The following is a 12416-nucleotide window of genomic DNA, read 5'->3' as shown; positions in this document are numbered from 1 at the left end:
ACCGGGCTGCGGCCGCGGGTCCGACCCCGATGTCAGCCCTCCGGCTCGGGAGAACGGTGGATTCCACGGCAGTGGGCCGGATCCACGGGGAATCCGGCCCACTGCGTTGCACCAGGTGGAGCTAGAGGGAGCCCCTGCGGTCGGTCGCGTTGCCGTCCAGGAATGTGTCGTCCTGGAGCCCCGCGCTGTCCGAGGGGACGCCGGTTCCCGGGACGCCGTCGACGGCGGGAACAGGATCGACATCGATGACGTCGTCGTCCACCATGATCGGCGTGGACTCCGGCACCACCGGTGCGGAGTCGACCACGGGCACCGTCTCGACCGGGGCAGATTCGACCACGGTCTCGTCGTCGTGCTTTTTGCCGGCAGCTGCCGCGGCGACGCCCGCAACCGCGGCCGCCGCTGCGACGCCCACTCCTGCGGCGACCTTGCCGGAGACGCCGGCCTTGCCACTGTCACCGCGTGATGACGCAGCATCATCCACAGTCGGGGTTCCCGCCGTGCCGGCGACGGATCCGCGCCACGCACCGGTGGCGTAGCTTTCGGACTCGATGAATTCCTTGAACTTCTGCAGGTCCGCCTTGGCCTGGTTCTCGACGACGTTCAACTTGTCGCCGACCTTCTCGATGAGTCCCTCGGGCTCGTACTCGAGGACGAGATTGACACGGGTGGTTCCGCCGAGGTCCTCGAAGGATACGGTGCCTGCGTTGGTTGCACCTTCCGTCGCAGCCCACGAGACCTTGCGGTCGGGCACCTGCTCGAGGACTTTCGCCTCCCACTGGCGCCGGATGCCGCCGATCTCCGCGACCCACTCCAGGCGGTCGTCGCTGAGCTGCGTGATCTGCTTGATGCCGCCCATGAACTGGGGGAATTCCTCGAACTGCGTCCACTGGTTGTACACGGTCGTCACTGGAAGATTCACTACAACGGTTTCTTCGACCTTCGTGCTCATCATGCCTCCCTCAGATTGTGCGTGCGGTCGCTGACCACATCATCATCAGCATGCTTAGCTTATGGTCTGAGATCGAGTCCCGCCAGTGCCGCGCATCGCCAGGAAGGCCGTCAGGAAGGCGGATCGCCGACCGTGGCGTATTTCCTGCGCCAGTCGCGGCCTTCCTCGCCGCCGTACATCGTCCAGTACTCGCGGCCAGAGGTGATGACGTCGTCGGCCACGGTCCAGAAGGACACGACGCGGAAGATGCCTACGTCCTCCTGGGGCACCTGGACCTCGGAGACCACGACGTCGCCCGCGTCATGGATGGAGAGGACATCGATGCTCCAACCATTGGGTTGCTCGGAGTTGACGGCGACCATGTTGTCCCGGCCGCGGATGATCTCGCGCGTGACGGGCCAGAAGACCTCCACGTCCTCGGCGAGCGTCTGCCCGACGGCGTGCCAGTCCCTGCTCCACACCGACGACCAGTACCGCCGGACGACCTCGGTAGATTCCATAGGCCGATGCTACCGGCGAGCGCCCGCTTGGAGGAGGTGCGGAGAGACCGCTGACCCGAACCCTTCGATGGTCCTTGCGATGGCCGTACCGGGTGGCGTGTCCCAGATCTCCTGGTTGAAGATCTCCACCTCGATGTCGCCCCGATAGCCGGCCTCCTGCACGTCCGCCGTGATGGCCGCGAAGTCGATGACCCCGTCGCCCGGGTAGTGGCGGGCCAGCAGCACATCGGCAGGCAGGGGAGTCTGCCAGTCACAGACCTGGTAGCTCGCGATGCGGTCCTCCTGCCCTGCGCGGGCTATTTGCTTCGTCAGCTCGGGGTCCCACCAGACGTGGAAGGTGTCGACGACGACGCCGACCACCGCGGGAGCGAAGGGAGCGGCGAGGTCGAGTGCCTGCCCGAGTGTGGAGATGACGGCGCGGTCCGACGCATACATGGGGTGCAGTGGTTCGAGGGCGAGCCTGACGCCGGCCGCCTGTGCCTCCGGCGCGAGTTCGGCGAGGGCATCCTCGACCATCGAGCGTGCCCCGACCAGGTCCCTGGAACCCTGCGGGATTCCGCCGGCCACCATGACGAGTACGGCCGCAGAGCCGGGGGCTCCTGCTGCAGCGAGCTGCGCGGTCTCCTCGATGGCCCTCCGGTTGTCGTCCATGGCCACCCGGCGGGCCGGACCCTCCGGGACCGTGAAGAACCCGCCGCGGCACAGGCTCGAAAAGCGGAGCCCCGAGCCGGCGAGGAGTCGTGCAGCCTCGGGTAGCGACGCGGCCTCGACCGAATCCCGCCAGAGGCCGATGCTCGTGATCCCGGCGCCGGCCGTAAGATGCAGGGCCTCGGCGAGGGGTGCGTATTTGATGGTGGCCTGGTTGATGGACAGGCGCGGATCCGGCGCCGTCATGCCGCCACCCCGCTGACCCGCAGGAGACCGTGCCAGCGCTCGCGGGCGAGGTCCGGCTGCTCGAGCGCGCCGCACTCGTTGGCGAGGCGAACGATCTCCGAGAGGTGCGGCAGGCTGCGGGCAGCATGCAGGCCGCCGACCATCCCGACACCGGGCTGATGCCCGTTGAGCCAGCTGAGGAAGGCCACACCCGTCTTGTAGTAAAACGTGGGCCGGGCGAAGATCTGGCGGGACAGCGCCTCGGTGGGGCCGAGGATCCGCTGGTAGGCATCGTGGTCCTCGGCGTCGAGCGCCTGCACCGCTGCCGAGCCGTGCGGTCCGAGGGCGGCGAAGGCGCCGAGCAGGGCGTGGGAGTAGCCCGAGGAGTCGCCGCCGATGAGGGACACGTAGTTGAAGTCGTCTCCGGTGAACATCCTGACGGGCGCATTGAGCTGCGAACGGACTGCACGTTCCGACCCGGCATCCAGCAGGCTCATCTTGACGCCGGCCACCTTGTCGGGGGAGTTGGCGATGATCTTGAGCAGCGTCGACGACGCCGCCTCCGTGTCGGTCGAGCCGAAGTAGGTCCCGAGCTCGGGATCGAAGGCGCTGCCGAGCCAGTGCAGGATCACGGGAGCTCCAGCGGCGGCCAGCACCTCGGAGTAGACGCGCTCGTAGTCCTCCGCCGTCCGGGCGGCACGCGCGAGGTGCCGGCTGGCCATCAGGACGACGGACGCTCCAGCGTCCTCGGTGAGGTGCAGCTGCTCCTTGTAGGCGTCGATGACGGCGTCGAGCGTGATGACGGCGTCATCCACGTGGTCCGTGTTCACTCCGACCACCAGGGCCCCACCGACGGAACGGGCTTCCGCCGCGCTGCGCGAGATCAGCTCCCGCGTCGCGGCGGGATCGAGTCCCATGTTCCGCTGGGCGGTGTCCATGGCATCGGCGACGCCGAGGCCCCAGGACCAGAGGTGGTGGCGGAAGGCGAGCGTCGCGTCCCAGTCGAGGTCGGCGGGGGCGCCCGGCACGTTGTCCGACGTGGTTCGCGGAACTACGTGCGCGGCCGCGTACACCGTCCTGCTGGCGAGCGGCGCGACCGGCCTGGTGAAGGCCGGGGCGGGATTCAGTTCGGCGGCGGAGGTGGTCCCCGCCGCATCGACGAGCGTGATCATGCCAGGGTGACCGCGTCCTCGAGGGGGAGCGCAGTGGTGCGCACGTCCTCCAACTCGAGCCGGCGCCCCGAACGCGAGCTCTCGAGGCCCTGCTCGGCGAGGTACATCCCGCGGGCTCCGGCGAGGAAGTCGTAGGGGTGCGGTGCATCCTCGAGGACGTGGCGGAGGAAGTCCTCCCATTGCGTCTTGAAGCCGTTCTCGAACACCTCGTTGGTGGGGACGTCGATCCAGTCGGCGTCGTAGTCGTGGGTGTCCTCGAGGTCGGGGTTCCACACGGGCTTCGGGGTGGCGTTCCTGGGCTGGATCTTGCAGCCGAACAGGCCGACGACGGCGGAGCCGTGCGTGCCGTCGACCTGGAACTGCACGAGCTCCTCGCGGTTCACGCGGACCGTCCAGCTCGAGTTGAGCTGCGCCACGATGCCGCCCTCGAGTTCGAACACGGCGTACGCGGCATCGTCGGCGGTAGCGCGGTAGGGCAGGCCCTGTTCGTCGACGCGCTCGTCGATGTGCGTCACGGCGCGGGCGTACACGGACTCGACCTTGCCGAAGAGGTTCTCCAGCACGTAGCTCCAGTGGGGGAACATGTCGACGACGATCCCGCCGCCGTCCTCGGTACGGTAGTTCCAGCTGGGGCGCTGCGCATCCTGCCAGCCGCCCTCGAAGACCCAGTAGCCGAACTCGCCTCGGACGGAGAGGATCCGGCCGAAGAATCCGGAGTCGATCAGTCGCTTGAGCTTCTGCATGCCGGGCAGGTACAGCTTGTCGTGGACCACGCCGTTCTTGATGCCGGCAGCTTCGGCGAGGTTGGCCAGCTCGAGGGCATCGGACGCCGTCTCGGCGGTGGGCTTCTCGGTGTAGATGGCCTTGCCGGCAGCGATGGCCTTGCGGATCGCGGCCGAGCGCGCCTTGGTCACCAGGAAGTCGGCGTAGATTTCCCACGTGGGGTCCGCGAGGACGCTGTCCAGGTCTGTCGAGTAATGCTCGATGCCGTGCTTCGCCGCGAGTTCGGCGAGCTTTGCCTCATTGCGGCCCACCAGGATCGGCTCCACCTGGACGCGCGTACCGTCCGAGAGGAGGACCCCGCCCTGGTCACGGATCGCGAGGATGGAACGGACCAGATGCTGCCGGTATCCCATGCGTCCGGAGACGCCGTTCATGATGATCCCGATTGTCCTCGTTGACATTGATACTCCTTGGTTCCGGCGATTTCGCATAGGTCCTAGCGCTTCGGAAAACGCTTACCGTGAGTGTAGGGGAAGAACCCGGGAGGGGCAATAAAGCACACCGGAACGATCGCTCAGGAGGTTTCCGTGCCTGTCACGCGTCGGGAGCGGAACGGCGCGGGAGCTCGCGCCGCGTGCACTGGTCCGGACGAACCCACGCCTCGCGGGCGATCGAGAATTCGACCCACTGCGCCAGCACCGCCGTCGACGTCCAGGCCATCGCGAAGCCACGGACCGTCTGGCGGGAGCCCGTCGGGTACTCGAGGTCCACCCACAGGGCCGGGGCAGGGGAGGTTGACTCCGTGATCCCACTCGTCGGCGCTTCGAGCTGGATCGGCGGGACGAACTGGTGTGTCGTCGGCGGCAGGCCGTGCCAGCCGGCGGCCCTAGCCATGAAGGACGTCCCGGGGTGCCACGAGGAGCGCAGTTCCGGTGGGAGCCGGGCGGGCGGACGCGAGGACGGACGAAGCATCAGTGTTCGACGTCGTCCGGTCCATGCCACCACTCTACGAGCGTGACGGCGGCGTAAGGGTCCGGGTCAGGCGGCGTGCGGCGTCCGGGGAGTCAGCGCCCGACGTCGGCATCGCGCTGCGTCCACCCACGCCTCCCGGGCACGCGAGTATTCGATCCACTGCGCAAGGACCGCGGACCCTGTCCACGCCATGGCGAAACCCTTCATGGTCCTCGTGGAGCCATCGGGATAGTCCAGCTCCACCCAGAGCGCAGGGGAACGCACCGCCTCGGTGATGTTGCCCTCGGGGGTACCGAGCTGGAGCGGAGGGATATACCTGTCCGTGCTGGGTGGGATGCCGTGCCACCCCGGTCGTTCTGCCATGCGACGAGGGTATGTCGTCGGTCCGACACCGTGGCCGGAACGGGCACGGGCCGGAGGGGCGTGGCCCGGGCCGGGGATGTCCGGGCCGCCTGCGCCCGCGGCACTACTCCGGTGGACCGTCAGCCGGTCCGGCATGGGCACGGATCATGTCGTCGCAGAACGGGGCACGCTGCCTGGGCGGGAGGTCGTCGATCAGTTCGTTCACGGCGAGGGCGAGCAGGTCGCATTCGAGCGGCGGCAGGGGTATGAGACCTGCCAGGTACGCCTCGATCTCGTACTCGTCGACCTCGCCACTGAGCGAGAAATAGCGCAACCACACTTCACCGACGGTAAAACCGGACTCAACAATGGCAGCATTGATGAGAGTCCGGTGTTGCTCCGCGAACGGGAAGGTGGTCACCGTGCCTCACTTTCCTCCGAGCCACCCTGTCCGTTCACGATATCCGCGGTGAGCTGGCTGAAGGGGACTCGCGTGGCGCGTGCGCGGGCGGTCAGTGCGACGGCTGCCTCGTACTCGGTGAGCCCCTCGCGCTGCATGAGAATTCCCTTCGCTACCCCGACCAGGTCCCGCGAACGCAGGGACGCCCGAAGCTCACTGCTGATGCGCGTCGATGCCTCGGTGGTCTGCACATGCCCGAGGAGGGTAGCGGCGGCCACGGCAAGGTTCTCCAGCCGGGCGCGGTCGGCATCGTCGAAGACCCCTGGCATTGTCGAATACACCTTCATGGCGCCGATGGACTCACGTCCGCGGAGGAGGGGGACACTCAGGCATGACCGCACTCCCGCCTTCGCAGCTTCGGTACTCCAGCCGGGGAAGCGCTGATCGGAACTGGTGTCCCTGATGGTGATCGGGGACCGCGTGGACCACGCTGTGAGGCAGGGGCCCTCACCCAGGGTGTACTGGAGGTCGTCGGCGGTGCGGACGAGCGCATCGGTCGCGCCGACGCTGACCCGGTCCGATTCGTGAATGAGTGAAACACCGGCACCGAACGCACTCGGCGTGGTCTCCCGCGCGACCTGGGCCAGGAGGTCCACGGCGTGCTGAGCGCTCTCCTGCGTCAGTACCAGGCCCCGGATGCGGCCAAGAGTCGCACCCAGCTCGCTGGACAGGGGTAGTGGATCCATCAGTAGCCTCGAACGTCATGCCAGGCTTGATACTGGCGCCACGGGCCTCCTGCTAGACCACGATCGCGCGTTTCCGGCGATCCGCTGTACCCAGTCTAGCGGGGCGGATGACGGTTTCCTCGGTCGAGTGGAAGTCTTCTACAGCGAGGGACAGCTGGTTAGGATTATCGCGACGAAGTCACCGTCGCGGCGCCCGAATCCTGGCTTCGCAACGTGCATGTGGCGGCGGGCAGCCGTCCATCGATCGAGTGAGAGGGACTCCACAGCGATGACGAATGATTATCTGCAGAAGATCCGCGTTGCCGCGGCGGACAAGGAGGACATCGAGTTCGAGCTCGACCGCGCCGAGTTGATGCTGCAGGAGGCTGTCACCGAGGCGCTCAGTCACGGCGAGGACATCGCCGCGGTTGCGGAGGTGGCCGAACTGCCTCCCGAGGACGTCGCGAAACTGCTGGTCCAGAAGGCCGAGCCGGGCCCGGTCCTGCCGTCCTGACCCGCACCTCCCCCTGCCCTGAACCATCAGCGCCGTGGTGTGCTGCCCCGGATGATCGTCTCCGTAGGGATGGCCTCCGGTCCCGCGCCGACCCCGGCCGTCCCGCCGTCGTACGCGGTTCCCGTAGCGAGCTGGAGGGCGCGCCGGCCGACGTCCTCGAGCGGGATCCGGACTGTGGTGAGGGCGGGCGTGATGTCGCGGACGGTAGGGATGTCGTCGTAGCCGGCGACGCCGATTCCCGTACCGGGGACTATCCCGGCGTCACGCAGCGCCGAGACGACGCCGACCGCCATGACGTCATTGACGGCGAAGACGAGGTCCACGGACGCGCCCGATGCGAGCAATTCCTGCGTGCCGCGATAGCCGCCGTCACGCGTGAAGTCGGCGTGGATGATGCGCTCGGGCGGCAGCGTGATGCCGTGCTCCGCCAGTCCTTCGGTGAAGCCGTCGAGCCGTTCCTCCGCGGTCCTGATCTCGGGCGGGCCGGCAATGACCGCGACGTCGCGATACCCGAGCCCGGCGAGTGCGACTGCGAGGTCGCGCGCTCCGCCGTAGTTGTCGAGGAGGACCGTCGCGAACGGAGCCGCGTCCTGGCTGATGAAGGCAACCTTGCCGCCCGTGTCCTCGAAGGAGGACAGTTCTAGGCGCAACTGCTCCTCGAAGGCAGATCCCGTGGTCCGGGAACCGGCAAGGATCATCACGCGCGGTCGCTGGCCCCGCAGGGCCCGCACGGTGTCCAGCTCCCGCTGGGCATTGCGACCGGTGACGGCGATGGTCACCACCAGCCCTTCCTCGCTCGCCGCATTGATGACGCCGGCGGCGATGCTGGAGAAGTAGGGGTCCGCGATGTCGGCGACGAGCAGCGCGACGGTGGTGGTGCTGCCCTTGGCAACGGCTTGCGCGAAGAGATTGGTGGTATAGCCGAGACGCTGGGCGGCTTCCACGACACGCTGCCGGTAGGCTTCGTTGACCTTGCGCGCACTGCCGTTCAGGGACCTCGACGCCGTGGCGAGGGAGACCCCGGCCTCGCGGGCGACATCGTGCAGCGTTGCGGGACTCTTGCTGGCCGGTGCCGACATCGCTCGTACTCCTGATGGTGCGGGTGCAGGCCGATCCGGCCACGCCCTTCGGATTCTTCGGAAAGGGCCATTGTCGCATGACGGGATGAACCGCTTCAGCCCGCCAAGCCGCTTCGGTAAGCGCTTTCTCTGCTAGTGTTCCCGAGATCGCAATCCTGTCCGACGATGGAGGAACCGTGCCCCTGCCGAGTCCGGCCGATGTGTCCGCGCCGTTGAAGAAAGCAGGCGGCGAGGCGGACGCCGCCCTTGCCCGTCCGCTTCGCGCGGCCATCCTCGGGACCGGGGGCGTCGCGCACCTCCATGCGGCAGCCCTCGCTGCCTCGACTGCCGTGCACCTGGTGGCCGCTGCCGATCCCTCGGAGACGCATCTCGCCGCGTTCGCCGCCACGTATGACCTGCCGTCCCGCTATTCTTCACTGACCGACATGCTCGCCGCAGAAGAGGTCGACGTCCTCCATATCTGTACCCCGCCAGGGGGGCACGCCGAGCAGGCGTCGGCGGCGTTCGCCGCAGGGGCGCACGTCATCGTCGAGAAGCCGGCGGCCCTCAGCCTGCGCCAACTCGATGACATGATCGACGCCGGCCGGGCAGCGGAGCGAGGACTCGCCGTCGTCTTCCAGCAGCGGTCGGGTTCGGCTGCCGCCTGGGTGAAGGACCTGCTGGATTCCGGCGCGCTGGGCCGCCCCCTGTCCGCACTGTGCCAGACGCACTGGTACCGCACCGCCGACTACTTCGCCGTCCCGTGGCGTGGGACCTGGGCTACCGAGGGCGGTGGCACCAGCCTCAGCCATGGCAGCCACCAGATCGACCTGCTGGCCTACCTCCTGGGCGAGTGGCGGTCGGTGAACGCCACGCTGTGGCGGCTGCAGCACGACATCGAGACGGAAGACCTCTCGCACGCATCCCTCGTCTTCGAGTCCGGAGCGGTGGCTTCCGTGGTCTCGACGGTCCTCGCTCCACGGCAGTCCAGCCTGATCCGCATCGACACGGAGAACGCGACGATAGAGCTCGAGCACCTGTACGGGCACGGTCATGCGCAGTGGAAGATCAGCCCCGCGCCGCACATCGATGAGGAGACCGCCGCGTCCTGGCGCCTGCCCCAGCACGAGATCCCGAGCGGGCACGATGCCCTCCTCGCCGAGATCTACGCATCGCTCGTCGCCGGACACGGGATGCCCGCGGTCGTCGCCCATCCGAGCCGAGCCCTCGAGATCGTGACGGGCATGTATGCCTCCGCTCGGGAGAGCCGGTGGATCTCCCGCACCGAACTCGCCGAGCCCGCGCTGCGCGGCTCCCTGGCCGGACCCGTCATCGAGGCGCGGACGGGCGAGCATGCGGGCGGTGCGACGGCGTGAGCGGAGCCGTCGACGTCCTCACGCAGGATGGGCGCACGGCCGGCGTCCTGCTCGACGGCGGGCGAGAGCCGTCCGCGCATTCCCCGCGCCCCTTCCTGCATCCGGTCCTGACACCCGGGGGACGCACCGTTTCCGACTACCGACCGGCTGACCATCTGTGGCACTGGGGCCTCGGGATCGCAGTCGCGACGATCGACGTCGTCGGGCAGGAACACCCCGTCAACCTGTGGGGCGGCCCCACTTACGTCCGCGGCGAGGGGTACGTGCAGCTGGCCAACAACGGCTCCCAGCGGCTGCGTCACGACGCTACCAGCGAGGACGCGATGTGCCAGCAGTTGGCGTGGTGCGCTGCCGACGGTACGGCCTTCCTCTCCGAGGAGCGGACCTGGAGTGTAGGGGCGGTGCCCGTGGACGGCGTCGAGTGGTTCCGCACCACCGTTCGCAGCAGGTGGAGGAATATCAGTGGGGGAGCGCTGGTGTTCGGGAGCCCGACGACGGCCGGCCGTCCTGATGCCGGCTACGGTGGGTTCTTCCTGCGCCTGGCACCGACCTTCGACGGCGCCGACGTCGTCGCGGCGGACCCGGACGTCGACCGCCTGCGCGCCCCAGGAACCGGAGTCCGCGTCCACGAGGCGCAGGCCATGGGCAGCACCGGACCTTGGCTGGGTATGAAGTCGGTGGACGCCTCGGTCCTCATGGTGCAGGAGCCCGGCAACCCCGGTGGATACTCGCCCTGGTTCGTCCGGAGCGCCGGAACGCCCATGCTGTGTGCGGCGCCGTTCTTCCGGACCGTGATGCGGCTGGAGCCGGCCGGGATCCTCGACTGGTCCTGGTCCCTCCTCGTCGCCGACGGGGCGGTGGGGGAGGCAGCGTTCGCGGAAGCGGCGCGAGTGGCTGTCCTGCCGCGACGAGGATCAGCCGACACCGCCGCCGCTTAGGCTGTGCCCATGGCCCTTATCTACGATGTGACGCTCCGTCCCTCCAAGCTGGATCTGCTCATTCCATGGCTGGCGGAACAACCGTGGGCCGAGGGGCTGGACGGCGCACTCGAACGCGCGGCCTCTTTCCGCTTCGACGACCCCGAGGGGGAGGTCGGTGTCGAGACCCTGCTCATCGGTGCCGGTGGTGCGCTCGTACAGGTCCCCCTGACCTACCGCGGCGCGCCGGTCGAGGGCCTGGAGGAGCATCTCGTCGGGACGCTCGACCACCCTGCCCTCGGCCAGCGGTGGGTGTACGACGCCGTCGCTGACCCGGTTTATCTTGCGGCCATGGCGGACGCCGTCCTCGACGGTGCGCCCCAGGCAGGGCAGTTCCACGAGGTCGACGGCGAACTGGTCGAGATCGAACCGACCGTGTCACTGGAATGGAACAGGCGGAATCGCCGGGCGTCCGCGACGGTTCGTACTGACGTCGTCGAACTTGCCACGCCGCGCGGTCCTGTCCTGCTGTTCCGGGTGCTCGATCCGCGCGCAGCGGCCCTGGGGCGGACTGCATTGCTCGCGTCACGCGACGATTGGACTGCGCAGGTGGCCGCTGCCGGCTAGGGCCGGATGCCCGATCAGCTGTCTGTCAATCAGGACCGCGGGTGACCGCAACGGGGCCTATCGTCGGTGCATGGAACTTGCGTCCCTGACTCAGGAGAACCTCGGTAAGTCTGTCAGCATCACGCTTCGGCCCGAACAGGAAGCGTTCGTTGCGCCGGTTATGCAATCGATCGCCGAAGCCTACGTAAACCCCACGGCCTGGCCACGTCTCGTCGTCGACGGGGACGACGTGCTGGCCTTCATCATGGGAAACTTCGATCCCGACCATGAGATCGAAGCATTCCGTGCCGGGATCTGGCGACTCAATGTAGCCGCATCCGCTCAGGGTCGCGGGGTGGGACGGTTTGCCGTCGGTGGTTTGGAGGAGGAGGCGCGGGACCGCGGCGTAAAGCGCATCTCTGTGCTGTGGGAACGCGGAGAACATAGTCCGGAAGGGTTTTACCTCAAGCTCGGTTTCGTCCCCACAGGAAAAGAACTCTTCGGAGAGACAGTCGCCTTCAAGGACCTCGGTCCCCGAGGAAAAATGGCCCCCTGAGGGATCCGCCAGCGCCACAGCTTCTCGACCAACACTGCTGAGGCCGACGCGACGTGCCGGGAGCCGTCCGGTCTGCGAGTCGGAGGCGAGATGGACCCGCCTGGGGCTCCTTTCCATCGAATCTGCGGTAGGTCTACGATCTCCCCGTGGGATCCATCGAAGAGGCTCTGGCAGCGCTGCCGTCCCGCGACCGCACCTGCCTGCAACATCTCATCGATGTCGCACGAGAAGCTGCGCCCGAGGCTGTGGACGGGGTGAGCTACGGAGTCCCGGCTCTGATCCTTGAAGGGAAGCCACTCCTCGGGGTCGCTGCTACGGCGCGGCACCTCGCGGTCTATCCGTTCTCGCCAGCAGTCATCGAGGCCATCGTGCCCGCGCTTGGCGCTTTCTCGCGATCAAAGGGAACAATACGGTTCTCGGCGGCCCGTCCGCTGCCGGATGACGTTGTCACTCGCATGGTCCAGCTTCGCAGCCTAGAGATCACTGAGCCGGAAGCGTACTCGGCCAGCAACAAGCGCAGACGTCCTCCAGCGGCATCTTGCAGTTGCCTTGCCCCATTTGCTCTCGGCAACTCGCTGCTGATGCGCCCGAAACGACGACGCATCCTGGAACTGTTCATCAACCTGCCAGATCAAAGGGTTTCCGGTGGCCTTCACCTCGGAGGAAAGGCACCCCTGCTCAGCGCGCGTCAGCTCGATGTGCAGCGGAAGGAACTGGGCAACAACCGCCG

Annotated in this window: 15 protein-coding genes and 2 pseudogenes; 6 read left to right on the top strand and 11 right to left on the bottom strand. The window is 67.8% G+C overall.

Features of this window, described 5'->3' with window-relative positions:
- Positions 1–121 precede the first annotated feature (121 nt).
- The 9 genes from D6T63_RS13205 to D6T63_RS13165 form a co-directional block, all read right to left on the bottom strand.
- Entirely contained in the window at positions 122–955 is an 834-nt protein-coding gene (locus tag D6T63_RS13205) for an SRPBCC family protein (RefSeq protein ID WP_407923745.1), read from the bottom strand.
- A 107-nt stretch (positions 956–1062) separates the two neighbouring features.
- Positions 1063–1452: a nuclear transport factor 2 family protein gene (locus D6T63_RS13200; RefSeq protein WP_120149505.1), complete on the bottom strand. Its 390-nt coding sequence runs from the start codon at positions 1450–1452 to the stop codon at positions 1063–1065.
- A gap of 9 nt (positions 1453–1461) precedes the next feature.
- Positions 1462–2346 carry a sugar phosphate isomerase/epimerase family protein gene (locus D6T63_RS13195; RefSeq protein WP_120149504.1) on the bottom strand — a complete coding sequence of 295 codons (885 nt, stop codon included), beginning with the start codon at positions 2344–2346 and terminating at the stop codon, positions 1462–1464.
- Positions 2343–3497 (bottom strand): dihydrodipicolinate synthase family protein, encoded by a 1155-nt coding sequence (locus tag D6T63_RS13190; protein WP_120149503.1) that lies wholly within the window; start codon positions 3495–3497, stop codon positions 2343–2345. Before D6T63_RS13190 ends, D6T63_RS13195 begins: the two co-directional genes overlap by 4 nt.
- Complete coding sequence (locus tag D6T63_RS13185; protein WP_120149502.1) at positions 3494–4681, bottom strand: Gfo/Idh/MocA family protein; 1188 nt, start codon at positions 4679–4681, stop codon at positions 3494–3496. Before D6T63_RS13185 ends, D6T63_RS13190 begins: the two co-directional genes overlap by 4 nt.
- Positions 4682–4814: 133 nt before the next feature.
- On the bottom strand, positions 4815–5114 hold the full coding sequence (locus D6T63_RS13180; protein WP_120149501.1) for a hypothetical protein: 300 nt from the start codon (positions 5112–5114) through the stop codon (positions 4815–4817).
- A 144-nt stretch (positions 5115–5258) separates the two neighbouring features.
- Positions 5259–5555: a hypothetical protein gene (locus D6T63_RS13175; RefSeq protein ID WP_120149500.1), complete on the bottom strand. Its 297-nt coding sequence runs from the start codon at positions 5553–5555 to the stop codon at positions 5259–5261.
- 103 nt (positions 5556–5658) lie between these two features.
- The gene (locus D6T63_RS13170) at positions 5659–5955 is read right to left on the bottom strand and encodes a hypothetical protein (protein WP_120149499.1); all 297 of its coding nucleotides are present in this window, start codon (positions 5953–5955) and stop codon (positions 5659–5661) included.
- Positions 5952–6680 carry a GAF and ANTAR domain-containing protein gene (locus D6T63_RS13165; protein ID WP_120149498.1) on the bottom strand — a complete coding sequence of 243 codons (729 nt, stop codon included), beginning with the start codon at positions 6678–6680 and terminating at the stop codon, positions 5952–5954. Before D6T63_RS13165 ends, D6T63_RS13170 begins: the two co-directional genes overlap by 4 nt.
- A gap of 268 nt (positions 6681–6948) precedes the next feature.
- Here D6T63_RS13165 and D6T63_RS13160 point away from each other — a divergent pair, with 268 nt between their 5' ends.
- A complete protein-coding gene (locus D6T63_RS13160; protein WP_120149497.1) occupies positions 6949–7173 on the top strand; it encodes a hypothetical protein in 225 nt (74 codons plus the stop codon).
- A 26-nt stretch (positions 7174–7199) separates the two neighbouring features.
- Here D6T63_RS13160 and D6T63_RS13155 read toward each other — a convergent pair whose 3' ends face one another.
- Positions 7200–8252 (bottom strand): LacI family DNA-binding transcriptional regulator, encoded by a 1053-nt coding sequence (locus tag D6T63_RS13155; protein ID WP_120149496.1) that lies wholly within the window; start codon positions 8250–8252, stop codon positions 7200–7202.
- Between the two features lie 176 nt (positions 8253–8428).
- Here D6T63_RS13155 and D6T63_RS13150 point away from each other — a divergent pair, with 176 nt between their 5' ends.
- From D6T63_RS13150 to D6T63_RS20120, 5 genes and pseudogenes are all read left to right on the top strand, one after another.
- Positions 8429–9607 (top strand): Gfo/Idh/MocA family protein, encoded by a 1179-nt coding sequence (locus D6T63_RS13150; RefSeq protein WP_235830739.1) that lies wholly within the window; start codon positions 8429–8431, stop codon positions 9605–9607.
- Positions 9604–10545 carry a DUF6807 family protein gene (locus tag D6T63_RS13145; RefSeq protein ID WP_182976997.1) on the top strand — a complete coding sequence of 314 codons (942 nt, stop codon included), beginning with the start codon at positions 9604–9606 and terminating at the stop codon, positions 10543–10545. Before D6T63_RS13150 ends, D6T63_RS13145 begins: the two co-directional genes overlap by 4 nt.
- Positions 10546–10554: 9 nt before the next feature.
- A complete protein-coding gene (locus tag D6T63_RS13140; protein ID WP_120149494.1) occupies positions 10555–11151 on the top strand; it encodes a maltokinase N-terminal cap-like domain-containing protein in 597 nt (198 codons plus the stop codon).
- Positions 11152–11221: 70 nt separating this feature from the next.
- Positions 11222–11686 (top strand): GNAT family N-acetyltransferase, encoded by a 465-nt coding sequence (locus D6T63_RS13135; RefSeq protein WP_120149493.1) that lies wholly within the window; start codon positions 11222–11224, stop codon positions 11684–11686.
- 146 nt (positions 11687–11832) lie between these two features.
- Positions 11833–12138: pseudogene (locus D6T63_RS20120) on the top strand (iron chaperone); the annotation flags it as partial.
- 21 nt (positions 12139–12159) lie between these two features.
- Here D6T63_RS20120 and D6T63_RS20240 read toward each other — a convergent pair.
- Positions 12160–12408 (bottom strand): annotated as a pseudogene (locus D6T63_RS20240) (putative quinol monooxygenase); the annotation flags it as partial.
- Positions 12409–12416 lie beyond the last annotated feature (8 nt).

Source organism: Arthrobacter cheniae, assembly GCF_003602275.1.
GTDB lineage: Bacteria > Actinomycetota > Actinomycetes > Actinomycetales > Micrococcaceae > Arthrobacter_D > Arthrobacter_D cheniae.
Note: the sequence above shows the minus strand (reverse complement) of the source record. Positions and strands in the feature narration are given on the sequence as shown.